Annotated in this window: 16 protein-coding genes and 1 pseudogene; 10 read left to right on the top strand and 7 right to left on the bottom strand. The window is 42.4% G+C overall.

The window, feature by feature from the left end:
* Nucleotides 1-88: 88 nt before the first annotated feature.
* The 3 genes from P2E05_RS10915 to dauA all read left to right on the top strand — a co-directional run bounded on the left by P2E05_RS10915 (nucleotide 89) and on the right by dauA (nucleotide 3,766).
* Nucleotides 89-1,429: a phosphatase PAP2/dual specificity phosphatase family protein gene (locus tag P2E05_RS10915; protein ID WP_272657698.1), complete on the top strand. Its 1,341-nt coding sequence runs from the start codon at nucleotides 89-91 to the stop codon at nucleotides 1,427-1,429.
* On the top strand, nucleotides 1,426-1,833 hold the full coding sequence (locus P2E05_RS10920; RefSeq protein WP_154623334.1) for a hypothetical protein: 408 nt from the start codon (nucleotides 1,426-1,428) through the stop codon (nucleotides 1,831-1,833). Before P2E05_RS10915 ends, P2E05_RS10920 begins: the two co-directional genes overlap by 4 nt.
* Nucleotides 1,834-2,071: 238 nt before the next feature.
* Complete coding sequence (gene dauA / locus P2E05_RS10925) at nucleotides 2,072-3,766, top strand: C4-dicarboxylic acid transporter DauA (RefSeq protein WP_154623335.1); 1,695 nt, start codon at nucleotides 2,072-2,074, stop codon at nucleotides 3,764-3,766.
* A 263-nt stretch (nucleotides 3,767-4,029) separates the two neighbouring features.
* Here dauA and P2E05_RS10930 read toward each other — a convergent pair whose 3' ends face one another.
* The 6 genes from P2E05_RS10930 to hemA are packed head-to-tail and all read right to left on the bottom strand — an operon-like array spanning nucleotide 4,030 to nucleotide 9,874.
* Complete coding sequence (locus P2E05_RS10930; RefSeq protein WP_154623336.1) at nucleotides 4,030-4,932, bottom strand: TIGR01212 family radical SAM protein; 903 nt, start codon at nucleotides 4,930-4,932, stop codon at nucleotides 4,030-4,032.
* 12 nt (nucleotides 4,933-4,944) lie between these two features.
* A complete protein-coding gene (kdsA, locus tag P2E05_RS10935; protein WP_154623337.1) occupies nucleotides 4,945-5,799 on the bottom strand; it encodes a 3-deoxy-8-phosphooctulonate synthase in 855 nt (284 codons plus the stop codon).
* Between the two features lie 44 nt (nucleotides 5,800-5,843).
* The gene (sirB1, locus tag P2E05_RS10940; protein ID WP_154623338.1) at nucleotides 5,844-6,653 is read right to left on the bottom strand and encodes an invasion regulator SirB1; all 810 of its coding nucleotides are present in this window, start codon (nucleotides 6,651-6,653) and stop codon (nucleotides 5,844-5,846) included.
* Nucleotides 6,653-7,498 carry a peptide chain release factor N(5)-glutamine methyltransferase gene (prmC, locus tag P2E05_RS10945; protein WP_154623339.1) on the bottom strand — a complete coding sequence of 282 codons (846 nt, stop codon included), beginning with the start codon at nucleotides 7,496-7,498 and terminating at the stop codon, nucleotides 6,653-6,655. Before prmC ends, sirB1 begins: the two co-directional genes overlap by 1 nt.
* Nucleotides 7,498-8,580, bottom strand: a complete 1,083-nt coding sequence (gene prfA, locus P2E05_RS10950; protein WP_154623340.1) for a peptide chain release factor 1 — start codon at nucleotides 8,578-8,580, stop codon at nucleotides 7,498-7,500. Before prfA ends, prmC begins: the two co-directional genes overlap by 1 nt.
* A 31-nt stretch (nucleotides 8,581-8,611) precedes the next feature.
* Nucleotides 8,612-9,874 carry a glutamyl-tRNA reductase gene (gene hemA / locus P2E05_RS10955; RefSeq protein WP_154623341.1) on the bottom strand — a complete coding sequence of 421 codons (1,263 nt, stop codon included), beginning with the start codon at nucleotides 9,872-9,874 and terminating at the stop codon, nucleotides 8,612-8,614.
* Nucleotides 9,875-10,446: 572 nt separating this feature from the next.
* On the opposite strand from hemA, the gene lolB reads away from it, so the two are divergent.
* The 3 genes from lolB to prs all read left to right on the top strand — a co-directional run bounded on the left by lolB (nucleotide 10,447) and on the right by prs (nucleotide 12,969).
* A complete protein-coding gene (gene lolB / locus P2E05_RS10960; RefSeq protein WP_375097495.1) occupies nucleotides 10,447-11,085 on the top strand; it encodes a lipoprotein insertase outer membrane protein LolB in 639 nt (212 codons plus the stop codon).
* Nucleotides 11,082-11,957 (top strand): 4-(cytidine 5'-diphospho)-2-C-methyl-D-erythritol kinase, encoded by an 876-nt coding sequence (ispE, locus tag P2E05_RS10965; protein ID WP_154623231.1) that lies wholly within the window; start codon nucleotides 11,082-11,084, stop codon nucleotides 11,955-11,957. The genes lolB and ispE overlap by 4 nt, the downstream gene beginning before the upstream one ends.
* A 64-nt stretch (nucleotides 11,958-12,021) precedes the next feature.
* Nucleotides 12,022-12,969, top strand: coding sequence for a ribose-phosphate diphosphokinase (prs, locus tag P2E05_RS10970; RefSeq protein ID WP_006661866.1), 948 nt, complete (start codon nucleotides 12,022-12,024; stop codon nucleotides 12,967-12,969).
* A gap of 651 nt (nucleotides 12,970-13,620) precedes the next feature.
* Here the strand turns inward: prs and ychH are convergent.
* On the bottom strand, nucleotides 13,621-13,893 hold the full coding sequence (gene ychH / locus P2E05_RS10975) for a stress-induced protein YchH (protein WP_154623230.1): 273 nt from the start codon (nucleotides 13,891-13,893) through the stop codon (nucleotides 13,621-13,623).
* Nucleotides 13,894-14,187: 294 nt separating this feature from the next.
* Here ychH and pth point away from each other — a divergent pair, with 294 nt between their 5' ends.
* From pth to P2E05_RS10995, 4 genes and pseudogenes are all read left to right on the top strand, one after another.
* Nucleotides 14,188-14,778: an aminoacyl-tRNA hydrolase gene (pth, locus tag P2E05_RS10980; RefSeq protein ID WP_163861917.1), complete on the top strand. Its 591-nt coding sequence runs from the start codon at nucleotides 14,188-14,190 to the stop codon at nucleotides 14,776-14,778.
* A gap of 120 nt (nucleotides 14,779-14,898) precedes the next feature.
* Entirely contained in the window at nucleotides 14,899-15,990 is a 1,092-nt protein-coding gene (ychF, locus tag P2E05_RS10985; RefSeq protein WP_154622881.1) for a redox-regulated ATPase YchF, read from the top strand.
* A gap of 201 nt (nucleotides 15,991-16,191) precedes the next feature.
* Nucleotides 16,192-17,318 (top strand): annotated as a pseudogene (locus P2E05_RS10990) (tyrosine-type recombinase/integrase); the annotation flags it as partial.
* Between the two features lie 775 nt (nucleotides 17,319-18,093).
* Entirely contained in the window at nucleotides 18,094-20,802 is a 2,709-nt protein-coding gene (locus P2E05_RS10995; protein WP_272658104.1) for a DUF2345 domain-containing protein, read from the top strand.

The following is a 20,802-nucleotide window of genomic DNA, read 5'->3' on the forward strand; positions in this document are numbered from 1 at the left end:
CTTATGTACCGCCACAACGCATAAATCCTGTATTTCCCATAAGAATACACAACAAAATGGACAAAAATGGACATAGATGGACAGACTAATGACAACCTCACATCAGCCTTTACCTCCTACTTCACGACGAAAAATTGGGTTATACGCTTTTATTTGGTTGCTCTTTTTAGCCCCTTTTTTCTTCCTTACCTATGGACAAGTTAATACTTATACTGCCACATTAACAAACGTCCCTTCTTACGTATATTCTTGGGAACAGCACATTCCTTTTTTATCTTGGACTATTATTCCTTATTGGAGTATTGACCTTTTTTATGGCCTATCTCTTTTTATGTGTACTTCATTAAGAGAACAAAAGATCCATGGAATCCGTTTAATAGTCGCATCATTAACTGCTTGTATTGGTTTTCTATTATTCCCCTTAAAATTTAGCTTTTCTCGACCGGACACGAGTGGAATAGCCGGTTGGATGTTTGAGAGCCTTGAATTATTTGATCTTCCCTATAACCAAGCGCCCTCATTACACATTATTTTATTATGGCTATTATGGTTACGCTTTCGTGCTCATACCCCAACAAAATGGCGGTGGTTACTGCATGGCTGGTCACTATTCATATTAGTTTCTGTCCTCACAACATGGCAGCACCATTTTATTGATGTCATCACTGGCTTTGCTGTTGGAATCCTGATCAGTTATTTTTTGCCAATCGACAGCAAGTGGCATTGGAACTACACAGGAAGCCGCCGCAGCTTAAAGATGACCATTAACTATGGCTTAGGTGCTATCACCTGCCTACTATTGGCTTTTATTATTCAAGGGGCTGCATGGCTATTTTTATGGCCTGCTATTGCCTTATTTATGGTTTCATTAGGTTATCTCGGGTGCGGTGCCTCCGTATTTCAAAAGACTCCCGAAGGCCAAATCTCCCCTTCCGCTTGGGTATTGCTTCTCCCTTACCGATTAATTGCTATTGCTACCTATCATTACTATGCAAAAGCATGTCGGCAACCCAGCCAAGTCAATGAACAACTTATTTTGGGAGGACGCCCACTGTATCATTTGTCAGCTCAGTCCGTTTTCGACATGACTTGCGAATGGCCTCGTAATTCTTATAGTCGCGGCTTAACTTACTGTAGCCAACCGCAAATAGATTTGTTACCACTGAGTGCCGCTGATATTGAACGAGCCATGTCGACAATGGATGCGCTAGCCCAAAATGGCGTGGTTTATGTCCATTGTAAACTCGGTTACTCACGTAGTGCGACAGTCGCCGTTGCATGGCTAGTCCATCGCCGTAGTGCTGTTAGCATTGAAGATGCCATTGAACAAGTCATGCAGGCTAGGCCACAAGTGATCCTCAATGCTGCAACTCTTGAGCAATTACATTATTGGTACCAACAATATTATTCAAAGCGGGCGCAATTATGAGTCATTTATCCAATAAGCAATGTGGCGATGTAATGATTATTTTTACAGCAAGTTGGCGTTATTTATGTTGCGCATCATTACTCGCTTTTATTTGCCAACTAATCTTATTTATCGATTCATTTACACAGCATCTTTATTTCTTTTTAGGAACTGTCTTTTTTATTATTAGTCATTATTATATTTTTAGACTCAGTTTAGATAACCATCTCTTTAAAGTATTATACCAAACCCCCGATGCTCATCATTTTGACCTAGCTCTACAGTTTCTTTTCAAGAAAAATCAACATGCTTTGTCTATGGAACAGCGTTGGATTGGAACAAAAAAACTCTTCAACTACGCCCTTGTCTTTGTCATTAGTGCGTGGGGTTGGCTATTAATTTCAATATTGATGACTAATCAATAATTAAATTTAATTCATCAGCCGTGTTATTTAAAAACGGTTATCACAATAATATAAAATCTTAAGGATCCCTTTTTAGATAGTTCAATGCCGAATATTCGTAGGTTTTTTTACTTTTGTCACTGTAAACGTTATGATAATTGCGAATTCATTGACACATAACAGACTTTTTTGTGTGAGTTCGGCGTATCCTTTGGTCTCTATTTTCCGTTATTTAACCCTGTTATTTTGGTGGGGTACAATGAGTACAAAAAAAATTAATCGTTTGCGCCCTTTTAGCGCTCTTATAGATTCATGTTGGAAAGAAAAATACACTTTTGCTCGTTTTATTAAAGATTTAATTGCAGGGATTACGGTTGGAATCATTGCTATTCCCTTAGCAATGGCGCTTGCTATTGCCAGTGGTGTTCCACCACAGTATGGCCTATATACTGCGGCCATAGCAGGTATTATTATCGCCATTACTGGTGGCTCACGTTATAGCGTTTCTGGGCCTACCGCTGCTTTCGTGGTGATCTTATATCCTGTTTCTCAACAATTCGGTTTAAGTGGGCTACTGGTTGCCACTTTAATGTCAGGAATTATTTTGCTGGCAATGGGATTTGCTCGTTTCGGTAAATTTATCGAATATATTCCTGTTTCTGTAACATTAGGCTTTACCTCTGGTATCGCCATCACTATTGCGACTATGCAAGTTAAAGATTTTTTTGGCTTGCAGATGGCCCATGTACCAGAAAACTATGTTGATAAAGTGGTTGCACTAGTCAATGCCTTACCAACATTGCAATACAGTGATACCTTGATCGGCATAATCACACTACTGGTACTGATTTACTGGCCAAAGCTGGGTTTAAAGTTACCGGGTCACTTACCAGCTTTAGTGGCTGGAACACTGGTTATGTGGGGTCTATCGCTGTTTGATAAACAAGTCGCGACCATTGGTTCCCAATTTAGTTACTTATTACCTGATGGGACTGAAGGTAATGGTATTCCACCTATTTTGCCTCAATTTATTTTACCTTGGGAGCTTCCCGGAAGTGCTCCTATTAGCTGGTCAATGATTACCGCCTTGATGCCTGCCGCTTTTTCCATGGCTGTGCTAGGTGCGATTGAGTCACTACTTTGTGCCGTGGTTCTGGATAATATGACCGGTAAAAAACACCATTCAAACAGTGAACTTATTGGACAAGGTTTTGGTAATATTGCCGCCCCATTCTTTGGTGGGATCACAGCAACCGCCGCGATTGCGCGTTCAGCGGCCAACGTCCGCGCGGGTGCCACTTCACCAATCTCTTCAGTCATTCATTCGCTATTAGTATTAATGACTTTATTAGTACTGGCACCAATGCTTTCCTACCTGCCTTTGGCTGCAATGTCATCCTTATTATTGATGGTCGCTTGGAATATGAGCTCGGCGCGAAAAGTCATCGACCTTATTCGTAGAGCACCTAAAGATGACATCATCGTTTTACTTCTGTGTATGTCTTTAACGGTTCTATTTGATATGGTTATTGCTATTACAGTAGGGATTGTTCTTGCCTCTTTATTGTTTATGCGCCGTATCGCGAATATGACCCGAATTAGTGAGCTACCGGAAACCGATGAAACAAAAAGTCGTTTAGTCGTACGCGTCAATGGCCCCTTATTTTTTGCTGCGGCAGAACGTATTTTTGATGAATTAAGAGTCAAAAGTGAAGGTTATGAAACGATCGTTATGCAATGGGATGCCGTTCCTGTACTTGATGCCGGTGGTTTAGAAGCATTCCAGAAGTTTATCGACCTAGTAAAAAAAGATACTCACATTGTTATTTGTGATATTCCATTCCAGCCATTAAAAACTTTGGCCCGTGCACGTGTAACGCCGATTGAAGGCGTACTGAGTTTCCATAACTCTATTGATAAAGCGCTAGAAGAGTTAAATAATCCACAACACTAGGCTTAATAACTCGCCATTGCAGGTCAATGGCGAGTATGTCATTTGCGCATGATTAAGACGACATGCAGTCACTTTCATTGTGACACTGCAATTTTAAACTGAATTTATATTAACTATACATTTTTGCTTATTTATTAATAAGCTACATATAATTTGAAACAACTTGCCATCCTTAATCGCCCATCACACGATGTATCATGGATAACACAATGATCAGTCTCAATAATTAACATACTTAATCTTAGACGATACCAAGATAACGCCTATAGCGCAGAACCTTGACCGCCATTCGTCAACAAGTATTGATATAGGTGATTCATTCCCAACCAGCGGTTTTCACACCATTGAGGAGCCAATAACGTGGGTCGTCGCGCACTCGCACAGATACGATGATAAATAATATCGACTGGCGTATGCCGGATCATTTCTCCCGCAATGTGTGTGTAATCATCTAATGCAATCGGCTCTATACGTCCTGCAAGCCAGCTTTTTGCCATAATACTACCATCGACAATATGCAACGGGTGTAATTTAATACCATCAGTACCGCAATCCAGTACCTTTTCTAAGGTTTGCATATTCATTTGCGCAGTTTCATTGGGTAAACCACAAATAAGGTGGGTACAGACTTTGAGCCCCAGCTTCCGTGCCTTCACCGCCGTTTGTTGATATTCAGAAAAACCATGCCCTCGGTTAATACGATGCAATGTTTTATCATGCGCGGTTTGTAATCCTAGTTCTAACCAAATTTCATAACCTTGCTCACGATAACTGTTAAGTAAAGCTAAAACCTCATCAGGCACACAGTCAGGGCGTGTACCTACGCACAAGCCAACGATGTCAACCTGCTTCAGCGCTTCTTCATATAACTGTTTTAAGATACAAACTTCAGCATAAGTACTGGTATAAGCTTGAAAATAGGCAAGGTAGCGATTGGCTCGGGTGATCTTGGAGACTTGATGGCGAATTTGTTCGCAAATAGATTGAGTTGATTGGCTTTCATCAGAAAAAGAGGCAACATGACAAAAAGTACAGCCACCGCGTCCTAGCGTTCCATCGCGATTCGGGCAATTAAAACCACCATGAAGCGTTATTTTATGGATTTTTTCACCGTAACGGCGCTGAAGATCAGCGCCGAACATGGTCACAACTTGGTTAAGCTGCATAATAGATTAGGATTAACGGCTAGTATCTAGCTCTGGAAAACTTTTCACTAACGAATCGATCGCTTGAACTTGCTGTAAGAATGGCTCTAATTTAGCCAAAGGCAATGCTGATGGGCCATCACAACGTGCATTATCTGGATCTGGATGCGCTTCAAGGAATAACCCAGCAAGACCAACCGCCATACCCGCTCTAGCGAGTTCAGCAACTTGAGCACGGCGACCACCTGACGCGGCTCCAAACGGGTCTCTGCATTGTAAGGAGTGCGTGACATCAAAAATGACAGGGCAACCATTTGATGCTTGCATCATAACGTTAAAGCCAAGCATATCAACAACTAAATTATCGTACCCAAAGTTAGAACCTCGGTCACATAAAATAATTTTGTCATTACCACCTTCAATGAACTTTTCAACAATATTGCCCATCTGACCAGGGCTAATGAATTGTGGTTTTTTAATGTTGATCACCGCGTCAGTTTTTGCCATTGCCGCAACAAGGTCTGTTTGACGGGCTAAAAAAGCAGGCAGTTGAATCACATCAACAACTTCTGCAACTGGTTGCGCTTGTGATGGTTCATGCACGTCAGTAATGATTTTCACACCAAAGGTTTCTTTCAATTCTTGAAAGATTTTCATTCCCTCTTCAAGGCCTGGGCCACGATATGAATGAATTGATGAACGGTTAGCTTTATCGAACGAGGCCTTAAAGACATAAGGAATGCCTAATTTTTGTGTCACCGTCACATAATGTTCGCACACTTGCATTGCCATATCGCGGGACTCGAGGACATTCATTCCACCAAAAAGAACAAACGGAAGATCGTTTGCGACTTTGATATCGCCAATGCTGACCATTTTTTGTTGCATGCTGTTACCTTTCATATCGAGACAGTTTGCTGTCTGTGCATAAATTAATGTAACACTACTGGAAGATTATCTAATGAATATATCTGAATTTTAATCATTTCAGAAATAGGATCTTCTGGGCAGTGCTCAATAAAATAGTTTAAATCATTCAGTGCTACATGATTACAATCTAGATGTGCGAGAATTAATCCACGGTCACGAATTTCATAAGGATCTTCAGGGTCTAACGTTAATAATGTTTCACACACTTTTAACGCTAATTCCATTTTCTTCTCTTCCATTAAAGAGGCTTTTAGCGTGTCAAATAATTTACGGATGATCACACTATTTTCAGCCACATCGAGCTGGTCATCTTCTAGTTCAGAATAGGGATCAACCGTTCCTTTCATCCATAAATTTAGTGTATGCCAAGTTAGCGTTTCACCATTAACTGGATTAATAAACCATTGTGAGCCATCATTTTTTTGAGCTGATAATAACAGCTGTGTTGGAAATACCGCTGGTTCAATATCGATTTCTAGTTTTTCAGCGATATAAAGGAAAATCGAGCCTAATGAAACTGGTGTGCCTCGTTTGGAAGATAAAACTTTATCTAACCACAGCATATCAGATAGTGCATAAATGCCATCTGCCCCACCGAATTGCCATTGACGATAAAAAAGCATCAATAATTGGTTAATTTTACTTTCATTATCCGCTTTCACATCAATAGCAGTCTTAGCGGCCTCCACGAGACTATCCAACTGAGCCTGTACTTGCATAAGAGGAAAATCGACACGAATGCTTTGGGAGACAATCATAATACCTTCGCTCAAAGGTATTTTGTTAAATTCAATATTTGCTATGGTTTTCATTACCTTTCCACTGCTTTATTCCACTGCCCAAGCGTAATTCTATCTCTACCGCCATAATCTTGGCAGGTTTCGATATTGCTATAACCATACTGTTTGAACAACTCACGAACTGCCACACCTTGCTGCCATCCATGTTCAACAAGCAACCAACCCTGCTGGCTTAGGTATTCTCTCGATTTAGATACAATATGATCTAAATCTGCCAGTCCTTGATTATCTGCCACTAATGCAGTTAAAGGTTCAAATCTTACATCACCTTGTTGTAAATGGAGATCATTTTCATCAATATAAGGTGGATTGCTCACAATCATATCAAAATGTTGTGAAGAAAGTGAGGAAAACCAATTGCTTTGTAAAAACTGCACATTATCAATGGCGAGACGTTGTTGGTTTCGTTGTGCTAAAGACACGGCCTCAGGGTTAAAATCAACACCAACAACTGAGCTATCTAAGCGTTCAGAAGCAAGCGCTAGCGCTATAGCCCCCGTTCCTGTACCGAGGTCAAGAATACGACAACTTTGAGGAGGTAGTCTTGATAAAGCCTGTTCAACAAGGCATTCAGTATCAGGACGCGGAATCAAAGTAGCTGGTGAGACAAATAAAGGCAAAGACCAGAATTCGCGCTCACCGATAATATAGGCAATGGGTTCACCTTGTTCACGGCGGCTCAATAATGCTTCGAGAGCTTGATACTCCGCGGGTGTTAAGGTCGTTTCTGCAAATGCAAAAATAAAACTACGACTCTGCCCTGTAATATGTTGGAGCAGAATTTCAGCATCTCGCTTCGCACTGTCACTGCTCGACAATCTCGCAACCGCTTGATTCACCCATTCGCCGTATTGCATTAGTCTTGCTCAGACAATGCAGAAAGTTGATCTGCTTGATATTCATTAATAATTGGCTGAATCAGCCCATCAAGTTTTCCTTCCATCACTTCATCTAAACGGTAAAGTGTCAGGTTGATACGATGATCCGTGACCCGACCTTGTGGGAAGTTATAAGTTCGAATACGGTCAGAACGATCACCCGAACCTAAAAGGTTACGGCGCTCTGAAGCTTCTGCTGCTTGACGTTTATCCATTTCAGCTTGTCGAATACGCGCACCTAATACAGACATCGCTTTGGCTTTGTTTTTATGTTGTGAACGCTCATCCTGACATTCAACCACAATGCCGGTTGGAATATGCGTAATACGGATTGCCGAATCGGTGGTGTTAACGTGCTGTCCACCCGCACCGGAAGAACGGAAGGTATCGATACGTAAATCAGCTGGATTGATCTCTGGCAGTTCAGCCTCAGGCAATTCAGGAAGGATGGCCACTGTACAAGCTGAAGTATGGATACGTCCCTGAGATTCCGTTTCTGGCACACGCTGCACACGATGACCACCAGATTCGAATTTCAAGCGTCCATAAACACTCTCACCAGAAATCTTGGCGATAACCTCTTTATAGCCACCGTGTTCACCATCACTCGTGCTCATTAGCTCGACACGCCAACGGTTAGCTTCTGCATAACGGCTATACATACGGAATAAATCACCGGCAAAAATAGCCGCTTCATCGCCGCCAGCTCCTGCGCGGATCTCTAAGAAGCAGTTATATTCGTCATCAGGATCTTTTGGCAGCAACAACAATTGTAATTGTTGTTCAAGCTCTTCATTGCGCTCTTTAGCTTCTTTCAGCTCTTCCTGAGCCATTTCTTTCATTTCAGGATCATCTAACATCATTTCTGCTGTTTCGATATCTTCCTGTACAGTTCGCCACGCTGAAAAACATTTAGCGACATCTGTCAGTTGAGCATACTCTTTTGAAAGGGCTCGGAAGCGCCCTTGATCAGCAATCACACCTGCATCGGCAAGGTGTGCTTGAATTTCTTCATAGCGTTCCTGTAATGCTTCCAGTTTTGCGACAATAGAAGGCTTCATTCGTTATATCAGACCCATAATTAAAATGTGGTTATTGATGGTTCAGCCCTAAGCTGTCCCTAAGTAGATTCAGACGTTCCATATCACCATCTCCAGCGGCTTGCTGTAAAGATTTAGTCGGTGCATGGATCAGGCGGTTGGTCAATTGTTGGGTAAGTTGTGTGATAACTTGTTCAGGGTCTGCACCCTGACTAATCGCCGCGAGTGCTTTTTCTGTCATACCCGCGCGGATTGCCTCAGCCTGCGCTCTGTAATCGCGAATTGTAGACACTGCGGCTTGCGAGCGCAACCAATCCATGAAATGGCTGCTTTCTTGTTCAACGATAAATTCCGCTTCAACCGCTGCTGCTTTACGCTGAGCTAAGTTTTGCTGAATAATCGACTCAAGGTCATCCACCGTATACAGATAAACATCCCTAAGCTTTTCAACATCGGGTTCAATATCGCGAGGAACCGCAATATCGATTAATAACATTGGCTTACTACGACGGATTTTCATTGCTCTTTCGACCATCCCTTTACCAATAATCGGTAATGGGCTTGCCGTTGAGCTGATAACAATATCCGCTTGCGCCAGCCGAGTATCAATGTCAGGTAGTGTGATCACTTCCGCATTAACCTCATTGGCTAATAGCTCAGCTCTTTCACGAGAACGGTTTGCTATCATCATTTTCTGTACACCATGTTCACGTAAGTGACGAGCCACTAATTCGATCGTTTCGCCCGCCCCTACTAACAATATATTCAGGTGTTTAAGTGACTCAAAGATTTGCCTTGCTAAAGTACAGGCAGCAAAAGCAACAGAAACCGCATTCGCACCGATCTCTGTTTCGGTACGAACACGTTTTGCGACAGAAAATGATTTTTGGAACAAACGCTCTAGTTCACTCGACAAAGAATGATTATCTTGTGAAAGTGCGAACGCTTTTTTGACCTGACCGAGAATTTGAGGTTCACCGAGAACTAAAGAATCTAAACCACTAGCTACTCGCATCAGATGGCTAACCGCGCGATCACCTTCGTGCCAATACAAGCTTGGTTTCAAATCATGATCGTTGATATCGTGAAACTCACATAACCACTGGATCAGCTGCTCTTGAGCACGCTCTTGTGATTCAAGACTCAAATACAGTTCGGTTCTATTACAGGTCGACAGCACGACGCCACCGCTAACTTGGGGCTGTTTTAGTAACTCCTCAAGTGCATGGTCAATTTTTTCTGGTCCGAAAGCCACTCGCTCACGCAAGGCCACCGGTGCCGTTTTATGATTGATGCCTAATGCTAATAGGGTCATTGTGCTTAACTACATTGCTCACATTGCTAATTATTTTTTCAGCAGTATAACCACACCACTGTTAATTGTTTACCCGCTATTGTAGATGATCTAGGCCACGCTTTCTATGGTCTACACGTAATGAAAACCATAAAGATGATCAACTCCTAACTTTTTCAGTACCAATGATGAAGAAGTTAGCCGATAACAATACTATTAGTCATGTTATTTTACACCGGATTATATTCGAGATGTACCATTTTTTTATTATATATATTAAGAAATTATCAATATTGATAATATATAGTGAGAATACGGTCACTTAACAGATCAAATCCATGATCACTCTCGTTTTCCTATTGTATAGATAGGCAAAACTTCTTCAATCCGATTGATAATTTGGTCGTTTTAACGCAATATTTCCGTTCCTTGTCGCGCTATTTTCTCTTTCCATGTTATCCATGACGATAATTTTCTCGATTGCGATAACAGAGATGCTTCGGCAAGAGTCACCATTATTGAAAGACGCGTTGTTATTTTTCACCCGATGATTTTTGAGAGTCGCTATGCAACTGTTTACTACTTGGTCTTTTCTGGGTCCTTCCTCCACTCGAGGCTTTTGGCGCTTATTACCACTTTCCTGTTTGTTGCTAACGGCGTGTGTCACCACAAAACAGACGACAACATCAGGTACTGGTTCCTCTGCGGATCCTGAATGGAAAGCTCACTTACAAGAAGTGAACGCGCTTCGGAATTACCAAACACGTGGCTCTTTTGTCTACGATGGTGGTCAAAGTAAAACCTATGCCAAATTCTTCTGGCAACAATATACACCTGAAAAATATCGCTTATTGTTAACAAACCCTCTGGGTAGCCGTGAGTTAGAGCTCACCGTAGAACCCGATTTAGCACGTCTGACGACAAAAGATGGACAAACTCATATGAGTGACGTGCCTTCAGAGTTGATTTATCAACTTACAGGCATGGAGATCCCTCTTGACGACCTAACAGCTTGGCTAACGGGCTCTCCGGGACGTGCGACAGAATATGAACTCGATGATAACCATTTACTCAAATCCGTCACCTTACAACAAGGTAATGGTGAAAAATGGCAGCTTAACTATCTTTCCTACGATACCAGCACTAAACCAATGTTACCAAGCAACCTTGAACTGAGTCAGGGTTCGCGCCTAATTAAGCTAAAAATGGATAGTTGGACCTTACAAAAATGACGTTAACATGGCCTTCACCTGCAAAATTAAATCTTTTTCTCTATATCACCGGTCGTAGAGCAGATGGCTACCATGAGCTACAAACGCTGTTTCAATTCCTCAATTATGGCGATGAGATTACCATAACCACTCGAGCTGACGATCAAATCAATCTACTCACCACCATGGCAGGTGTTGAGCCAGAAAAAAATCTAATCGTCAAAGCGGCTAAATTACTCCAATGCTATTGTCGTGATGTCCTTAACCTCTCCAAACCGCTGGGTGCTGATATTCACATTAATAAAATTTTGCCAATGGGCGGTGGTATCGGCGGTGGCTCGTCCAATGCGGCGACCGTGTTAATTGCTTTAAATGAACATTGGGCAACTGCAATTTCAGATGAAACCTTAGCCGAATTAGGTAAAAAACTCGGTGCGGACGTTCCGGTGTTTGTTCGAGGACACGCTGCTTTTGCGGAAGGCATTGGTGAAATTCTGACTCCAGCCACGCCTAAAGAGAAATGGTATCTGGTTGCTCACCCAGGAATTGAAATCTCAACCCCGATGATCTTCACAGATCCACAATTAAATAGAAATTCTCCAAAACGCCCACTACCCGCATTATTACTGGCTCCGTACGCAAATGATTGCGAACCAATTGCAAGAAAACGTTTTCGTGAGGTTGAACAGCTCGTTTCTTGGCTGTTAGAATATGCTCCGTCTCGCCTGACAGGAACAGGGGCTTGTGTTTTTTCTGAATTTGAAACGCAAGCCGATGCCCTAAAGGTGTTAAATAAAGCCCCATCGTGGGTGCATGGTTTCGTCGCTCAAGGAGTGAACGAATCGCCACTGCACAAGTTCCGCGCTGGGATAACCCGTGTATTGCACCAATAGTGACAAACTTAACTGTCTTATTGGTCAACAATATCTCTCTGGACGCAAGCCTGAGGTTTTTCTCGTGCCCGATATGAAGCTTTTTGCTGGTAACGCTACACCGGAACTAGCACAACGTGTTGCTAACCGCCTTTACACTAATCTTGGAGACGCGGCTGTTGGTCGTTTTAGCGACGGCGAAGTCAGTGTTCAAATTAATGAAAATGTTCGCGGTGGTGATATCTTTATCATCCAGTCAACCTGTGCACCTACCAATGATAACCTAATGGAATTGGTTGTTATGGTCGATGCGCTGCGCCGTGCATCTGCTGGTCGTATTACCGCTGTTATCCCTTACTTCGGTTATGCTAGACAGGATCGTCGCGTACGTTCTGCCCGTGTACCAATCACCGCTAAAGTTGTTGCCGATTTTCTGTCTAGTGTAGGTGTTGACCGTGTTCTCACCGTTGACCTACACGCTGAGCAGATCCAGGGCTTCTTTGATGTTCCTGTTGATAACGTGTTTGGTAGCCCTATCCTTCTGGAAGACATGCTCCAGAAAGACTTGGAAAACCCAATCGTTGTATCTCCAGACATCGGCGGCGTCGTACGCGCTAGAGCAATCGCGAAACTGTTAAATGACACTGATATGGCTATTATCGATAAACGTCGCCCACGTGCGAACGTTTCTCAGGTTATGCACATCATTGGTGACGTTTCTGGTCGTGACTGCATTTTAGTCGACGATATGATAGATACTGGTGGCACGCTGTGTAAAGCGGCTGAAGCACTGAAAGAACGTGGTGCAAAACGCGTATTTGCTTACGCGACTCACCCGATTTTCTCAGGTAACGCCGTCGACAACATCAAAAATTCAGTTATTGATGAAGTCATTGTTTGTGACACAATTCCTCTTTCACCTGAAATTAAAGCGTTGAACAAAGTTCGTACGCTGACGCTTTCAGGCATGCTAGCCGAAGCAATTCGCCGTATTAGCAATGAAGAGTCAATTTCTGCGATGTTTGAGCACTAAGCATTATTAACGAGGTATAACTACCTCGTTTTTTCTATTTGCTCAGCAGCAGAACGTCATGATTTAAGTAGCGCCCCTACGCTTGATATTCAACCGTAGGGGCTTTATGTATTGTCATACAACAACGTTATTCCCTTACCTAACTCTGTTATTTATTGTTATCTACATCTTTCACTCACCGTCAATCTGAACTCAAATGAAAAAATAAAAAGATATTGATGATAACCTTGAGGCCATTCTTTATTAATAGGCTGTATTATCGCCTGTTTATTTCAACTGTTATGTCGCTTTTAACTATCACATAAAAGAAATAAAAATAGAGGTAGGAATAACGTTGGTAATATACTGGGTTGCAATCAGAAGAAATGCGCAAAACAAATTCAGTGTGTTTCAGTCTATCTAAAGATAGTCATTAAATAATCAGCTACTCATACACCAATACACATAGTTGCCCATGCTCCAGTCATTATTACAGTAACATTCACTCAAAACATTGGTATTCAATCCACAAAATAATAGCGGGTCCCCAAATAATAAAGGTGCTGTAATCAGCACCCTTAGAAACGCTTAATTGACTTGAATACGTTATTTTACTTAATTCAATTTATTTAACACAATAATTCTAAATTGTATTAAATCAGACAAAATGACTTATGGATAGCGGTGATTATCACGGTTTGAATGGTTATAGTGTTTTATCAACCAGTAACGGTCGGCAACTTTGTCTCTTCCACCTAATCTTGCACCCGCCAGCCAAATCATAGCGCCGACAAAAATACCAAATAAAGACCCCATCGTAAGCATATCTGGTAAGTTAAGACTAAATACATGAGAAGATAAATTCAGCGCAATGCTTCCTATCATGACAATTAGACCCAACGCCATTAAAATATTACCAATTAAGAGAGCTGTTTTACGTTTCATATCTACCTCCCGTATCAGTAGATTGATAAGCAAAGCATGTTTGAAACTTCCGAAAAAATATATCTTTATGCTGTTATTATAGTGCATTAAGTAAAATTATTTGCGATGGCAATCACAGGGTTAGACTTTTTTCATTATTTCTGTACAAAAGATGCTTTTTATAAAAATATTTTACCCATAACTACATTTTATATTAAATCAGCCCGCATCAGCGCTATTTCAATTTTGTACATCTTCCCCTCTCAGGGTAAACTAGGCCTAATAATTGAATTAACTGACAGTGAACTATTAGCCGTGAGCAAAATAAAACTAATTGTTGGCCTTGCCAATCCTGGTGCTGAATACGCCCAAACTCGTCATAATGCTGGAGCATGGTATGTCGACCAGCTGGCAGAACGTCACCATCAATCCTTAAAAGAGGAAGCCAAGTTTTTTGGCTACACCGCCCGTATCAATTTAAATGGTCATGATGTACGACTCCTCGTTCCGACGACCTTCATGAATTTAAGTGGTAAAGCGGTTTTATCCATGGCTAATTTTTATCGCATCAATCCTGATGAAATTTTAGTCGCTCATGACGAATTAGATTTACTTCCAGGTGTTGCTAAGATGAAACTTGGCGGCAGTAACGGTGGTCATAACGGCTTGAAAGATATCCAAAACAAGTTCAGCAATAACCCTAATTTTTACCGCTTACGTATTGGTATCGGCCATCCAGGCGATAAAAATAAAGTGGTTGGTTTTGTTCTCGGCAAACCAACTGCTACGGAACAAAAGCTGATTGATGAAGCTATCGATGAATCATTACGCTGTACCGACATTTTACTCAGTGATGGAATGGATAAAGCAATAAACCGTCTGCATAGTTTTAAAGCGACAGCGTAAAATCAGCCTATACAAAGAGTTCATTTCATCAAAAACAACTTTTTGTGTATAATCAGCGCCAATTTTCTAACATTCAGGGCAGCACTCGCCTGCCCCTTGCTATTTTAAGGTGAGAAACATATGGGTTTTAAATGCGGTATCGTTGGTCTGCCTAACGTGGGTAAATCCACACTGTTTAATGCGTTGACCAAAGCCGGCATCGAAGCAGCCAACTTTCCTTTCTGTACGATTGAGCCGAACACAGGTGTTGTGCCAATGCCAGACCCACGTCTTGATCAATTGGCTGAGATTGTAAAACCACAACGCATTTTACCCACTACGATGGAATTCGTTGATATCGCTGGTTTGGTTAAAGGTGCATCAAAGGGTGAAGGTTTAGGTAACCAATTTCTAACTAACATCCGTGAAACGGAAGCCATCGGGCATGTTGTTCGTTGCTTTGAAAATGACAATATTATTCACGTTGCGGGTCAAGTAAACCCAGCGGAAGATATTGATGTTATTAATACTGAGTTGGCTCTCGCTGATCTTGATACCTGCGAACGAGCGATCCATCGTATTCAAAAACGCGCCAAAGGCGGTGATAAAGATGCGAAAGCGGAACTCGAAGTTCTGGAAAAATGTTTGCCGCACCTTGAAAAAGCCGGCATGTTAAGAACTTTAGACCTTAGCACTGAAGACAAAGCAGCCATCCGTTACTTAAGTTTTTTAACGCTCAAGCCAACGATGTATATTGCAAACGTGAATGAAGATGGCTTTGAAAATAACCCATATCTTGACACGGTATATAAGATCGCTGAAGCAGAAGGCTCTGTCGTTGTTCCTGTTTGTGCTGCAATCGAGTCAGATATCGCTGAACTTGAAGATGAAGAACGTGATGAATTTATGGCAGATTTGGGAATTGAAGAACCCGGACTGAATCGCGTGATCCGTGCAGGTTATGAATTATTGAATCTTCAAACCTACTTCACCGCGGGCGTAAAAGAAGTTCGAGCTTGGACCATTCCTGTTGGCGCAACTGCACCTCAAGCGGCAGGCAAAATTCACACAGATTTCGAGAAAGGCTTTATTCGCGCTCAAACCATCGCATTTGATGATTTTATTAAATATCGCGGTGAGCAAGGAGCAAAAGAAGCCGGTAGAATGCGTGCTGAAGGTAAAGATTACATTGTCCAAGACGGCGATGTATTAAACTTCTTGTTTAATGTGTAAGCCTATACTCTAGTTTTAGATTGTCACATTAAGCATCATTTAAAAACAGCATAAAATTCATAATATTACTATGGTTTTATGCTGTTTAATGTCTCACTGAATTTCATGAAAACTCACACCTAAATAAATATATTGCTTATTTATCTTCTCTTTTTTCAGTGAGTATAATCATATAAATCCACATAATTACTTGAATTTATTATATTTACTGACACAAAATACAGAACAGCAAAATCTAAAGAAAAACTTTCCGTATCAATGACTTCAACGGTTTGTACCTTGAAGTGATACCTAATGGTAAAAAAGCTGGCAGTTTCATTTTCAAATAAATGGAAAATCGAGCATGCTGGCATTAGGCAACTACCCATTGGTAACACTAGCTGAAGCCAGCTCTAAATGTGATGATGCTAGAAAACTCGTATCAGCAGGAATTAATCCAACACAAGCTAAGCAACTAGATAAGATCAGAAAAGCGAACGAATCTGCAAATACATTTCAGATCATCGCAAAAGAATGGTTGCAAATGAAAGATTGCGCTGATGTGACCAAATACCGTCGCCTTGATATGTTGGAGCGCATTTTATTTCCTTCTATCGGTGCATTACCAATAAGAGAAATTACATCTCACCATATTCTCAAAATATTGCAGCGTGAAGTTCAAAGAGGCGCTCCAACAGTTGCAGCTGAAGCTAAACGGACGATATCCGCGATTTTTGAATTGGCTGTTGCCACATTAAGAGCTGATAGTGATCCAGTATGGGCAATAAGAAAAGCTCTCCCAGCAAACAAAACACAACATAAAAAAGCCCTCACTACGGATCAAATAGGTCAACTACTCAACAACGTTGATAATAGCCGTGGCACCTTTCAACTGAACTATTGTATGTGGTTAATGTGGTGGACGCTTTCTCGTCCATCTGAAGTCGCTGAGGCGGAATGGTCTGAATTCGATCTTGATAATGCACTTTGGACTATCCCAGCTGAGCGAATGAAAGCACGAAGAGAACATATTGTTCCTCTGCCTACACAAGCTATTACGATTCTAAGATCTCTTTATGGTTTTACTGGTAACCGCAAACATTTATTTCCCGGTCGTGATTCTTGCCATAAACCAATGTCTACTAACTCGCTAAGGCAATTTCTTAAAACGAGAGGTTGGAGTGGTATATATAGCCCTCATGCGACCACGTACAACAGGCAGCACACGATTAAATGAGTTAGGATATCGACCTGATGCTATCGAAGCACAATTAGCCCATATGGACTCAAATAGCGTTAGACGTTCATATAACCATGCAACTTACCTTGAAGAGCGCAAAATCATGATATTACCACTGGATACGCAATCCCTAGAATACCGTTGCTTGATTCAGGCTATCGTCTGGCAACGAATCGTGGTTTGGGTCGAGGAAATCGAAGTTGAAGGCGGTACAGCCAATATATTGAAATCTGTCTCACCATTTGAATACCTGATTGATACGCACAGCGATGACACTTATCGAGATACGCTCAGCAACAATGCCAGTTCTTACCGTTTTCTAGCCACCCTGCGCCCTGAAACCCCATTAGACGTATTAAGGCAACATGGACGCATTAGTTATCAACCCTGCTGGAAGCTACCTCGAATAGCACAAAAAGAATGGCAAGGTTTATGGGTACCGAATGAGGATGGATGGGAAAACCTATCAGAGGAAAATATTCATCAACCAAAAGGGATTGGTGAGTGGCCTGATTTACCTCATAAAAGTATGAAGCCATTGGTGCACGGGCTGCAAGAAGATGGCGGGGATTATTTGCGGTACTTGATTTATTGGAAAAGCCAGTGCCAATAATCAAAAAATATGGCACATCACGGAAAACACGCCTATTCCCCAAGGAGGTCTAACCGCTTCCTTTTTATATTCTTTGCTGAATCCGACTAACGCTTTATCTCACCCAGATAAATCCTATTCATCACCTATTATTCAATATTGTTTCACATTCAATTTGTCTTTATGCGCAGTAATCCGTTATCTTAACGTAAATTACTTAACATTAAAGTGGGTAACCTCACTCGCGGCTTATTGTATTTTCGGTTACCACGGTGGACACAAAGGAAATAAGATGAGCTTAATGGATAATGCACTACGACCTTTTTTATCCCATAATCGCTACCAGCTTGCTGTACAAGGTCGCCAGACCCACTTAGATGTTGAGCACTTCACGGGACGTGAAGCCATTAGCGAAACGTACCGTTATCAGATTACCTTTACTTCCACAGAGAAAAACCTGCAAGCACCACAGTTTCTTCGCCGCAGTGCTGATTTTACCTTTTCGTCACCCACTCTACCGCTGGCTGCGCTGAACACACTGACTGAACCGCAAAAACGTGTTCATGGCGTGATCACCCACTTCAAGCGGCTGTCTGGCTCCGCTGATGAAGCACAATACCAAATTGTGATAGAGCCATTTGTCTCTCTGTTACGTCATCAAATGCGCTCTCACCGTTTTTTCTTAAATAAATCCGTGCCGGACGTCATTGACCTCATTTTGCGTGAGCATGACATGAAAGGCTGGGAATTTGAGTTTCATTTGCAACGCCAATACCCTAAACGGGAGCAAATCAACCAAATCAATGAGAGTGATTGGCAATTTATCGAACGCCTGTTAAGTGAAGTCGGGATTTTCTATTCCTTTAGTCTTCAAGCCGACACTAAAACCGAAGTCATTCATTTTGGGGATAGCCAACGTGCGTATGTGTATGATTTGCAGCTCCCGTTAAACAGTCCTTCTGGCATGAATGATAATGGCGTGGAGAGTGTGTGGGGATTATCGCTGCGTCATCAAGTGGTGGAGCGTAGTGTGACCACCAAAGATTACAATCACCGCCAAGCAATGCAAACCTTGCAATCCATTGAAACGGACATGACCCGAGGCAATGGCGACGACATCAATTATGGTGATGTGTACCATTATCAAGCTCGCCACCTTGAGCGCGGTGAGAAGTACCAACCTGAAACGGAAACCGCTCACTTTTGGTCACGCCTTGACCATGAGCGTTTTCTGGCTCGTCAGACTCAGTTGCACGGTAAAAGTAACTCACCGATGCTAACGCCATTATTGGTGCTCAAAATTACCGATAACCAACTGCCTTCAACATTACCGTCTGACTTTCAATCTGAAATCTTAATCACACGCTTGCGATTTTCAGGTAGCCGCAGCAATGCCTTAGTCGTGCAGTTTGATGCAACGTCGTACACCGAAACTTTGTGCTGGCGTCCGACTTTGAAGCCTCGCCCTGTGATTGCTGGGACTTTGATGGCGCGTATCACCAGCGCCAAATCCCACGATATTTACGCTCATCAAAACGAACACGGTTTTTATTGGGTGAAATTCGATGCCGACCGTGATGAAAAACCGACGGGGTATGAAAGTATGCCCGTACGACTGGCGAAACCCTACGCAGGCGATACCTACGGCATGCACTTCCCGTTAATTCAAGGGACAGAGGTTGCTATTGCCTTCCATGAGGGTGACCCAGACCGACCGTATATCGCCCATGCGTTACACGATTCCCATCGTCCCGACCACATCACTGACAAAAATAATACCCGCAATGTCATTCGTACCCCTGCGAATAATAAGCTACGCATGGAAGACAAACGCGGGGAAGAACACATCAAATTCAGCACCGAATACGGGGGGAAATCGCAACTCAATTTAGGGCATCTGGTTAATCAAGGGCGTGAAAAGCGCGGTGATGGCTTTGAGCTGCGAACCGACAGCTGGGGGGCGATACGTGCGGGGAAAGGGCTGTTTATCAGCACCGATTTACGCACGAAAGCCTCTTCAGAACAACTGGATATGCGCGAAGCCAAGCAACAACTGGATGATGCATTGAACCTAGTGAGCTCCCTACGGGAAGCAGCCGAAGTCGCAAAAGCAGAGCTGGCAGACATGAAAGCTCAGCAACGCTTATTAACTGAGTCCATCAACGAATTGCAGCAGGCAGCGTTATTGCTTAGTGCGCCAGCAGGTATTGCCTTAACCTCACCCAAAACCGTACAGGCTCACAGCGGTGAAAACATTACCCTGACGGCCAATAAACAGGCAGATATCTCAGTCGGTAAAAAAATTACCTTAGCCGCAGGTCAAGCCATCAGCTTATTTGCTCACACCTTAGGAATCAAAGCCTTTGCAGCAAAAGGTAAAGTGGAAATTCAAGCTCAAAGTGATGAAATGCATCTCACCTCACTCAAAGACATGACCGTCACTAGTACCGGTGGTAAAACCGTCGTTGCCGCTAAAGATGAACTTCTATTGACCTGTGGTGGCGCCTATATTCGATTAAAAGGCGGGCAGATAGAGTACGGTAGCCCCAATAACCAAACGGTGAAAGCCACTAATTGGGTGGTTGAAGGACCGGCGTCTATGGATGTCACTCACCCGCAATTCCCGCAATCGATGCCAAAACAAACCTTGCGTTTTCAACTGAGCTCCTCACCACAAAGCCCGATGAAGGCGCGTGCATTTGAGCCGTATGAACTGTATGCCAATGGAGCACTGATTTTAAAAGGTATGAGTGATGCGCAAGGTAATGTCCAAATTGACCATGATATTCCCACCGATAGCTATCAACTATACCTACTCAGTGGGGATCGTTATGACATTACAGTACCACCACCTGCTGAAGATGATGACAGTAACGAGCCTACAGTCAATATTGGATTTAGACCAAGCGCACCTAGCCAAGAGCGTGAAAATGCACGTATTGGCGATGCATGGGGTCAAAACCTTTCAGAGTTTTTAACCGCATTCAAAAAGGATAAGTAA

This window comes from Providencia stuartii (assembly GCF_029277985.1).
GTDB classification, from domain to species: domain Bacteria; phylum Pseudomonadota; class Gammaproteobacteria; order Enterobacterales; family Enterobacteriaceae; genus Providencia; species Providencia zhejiangensis.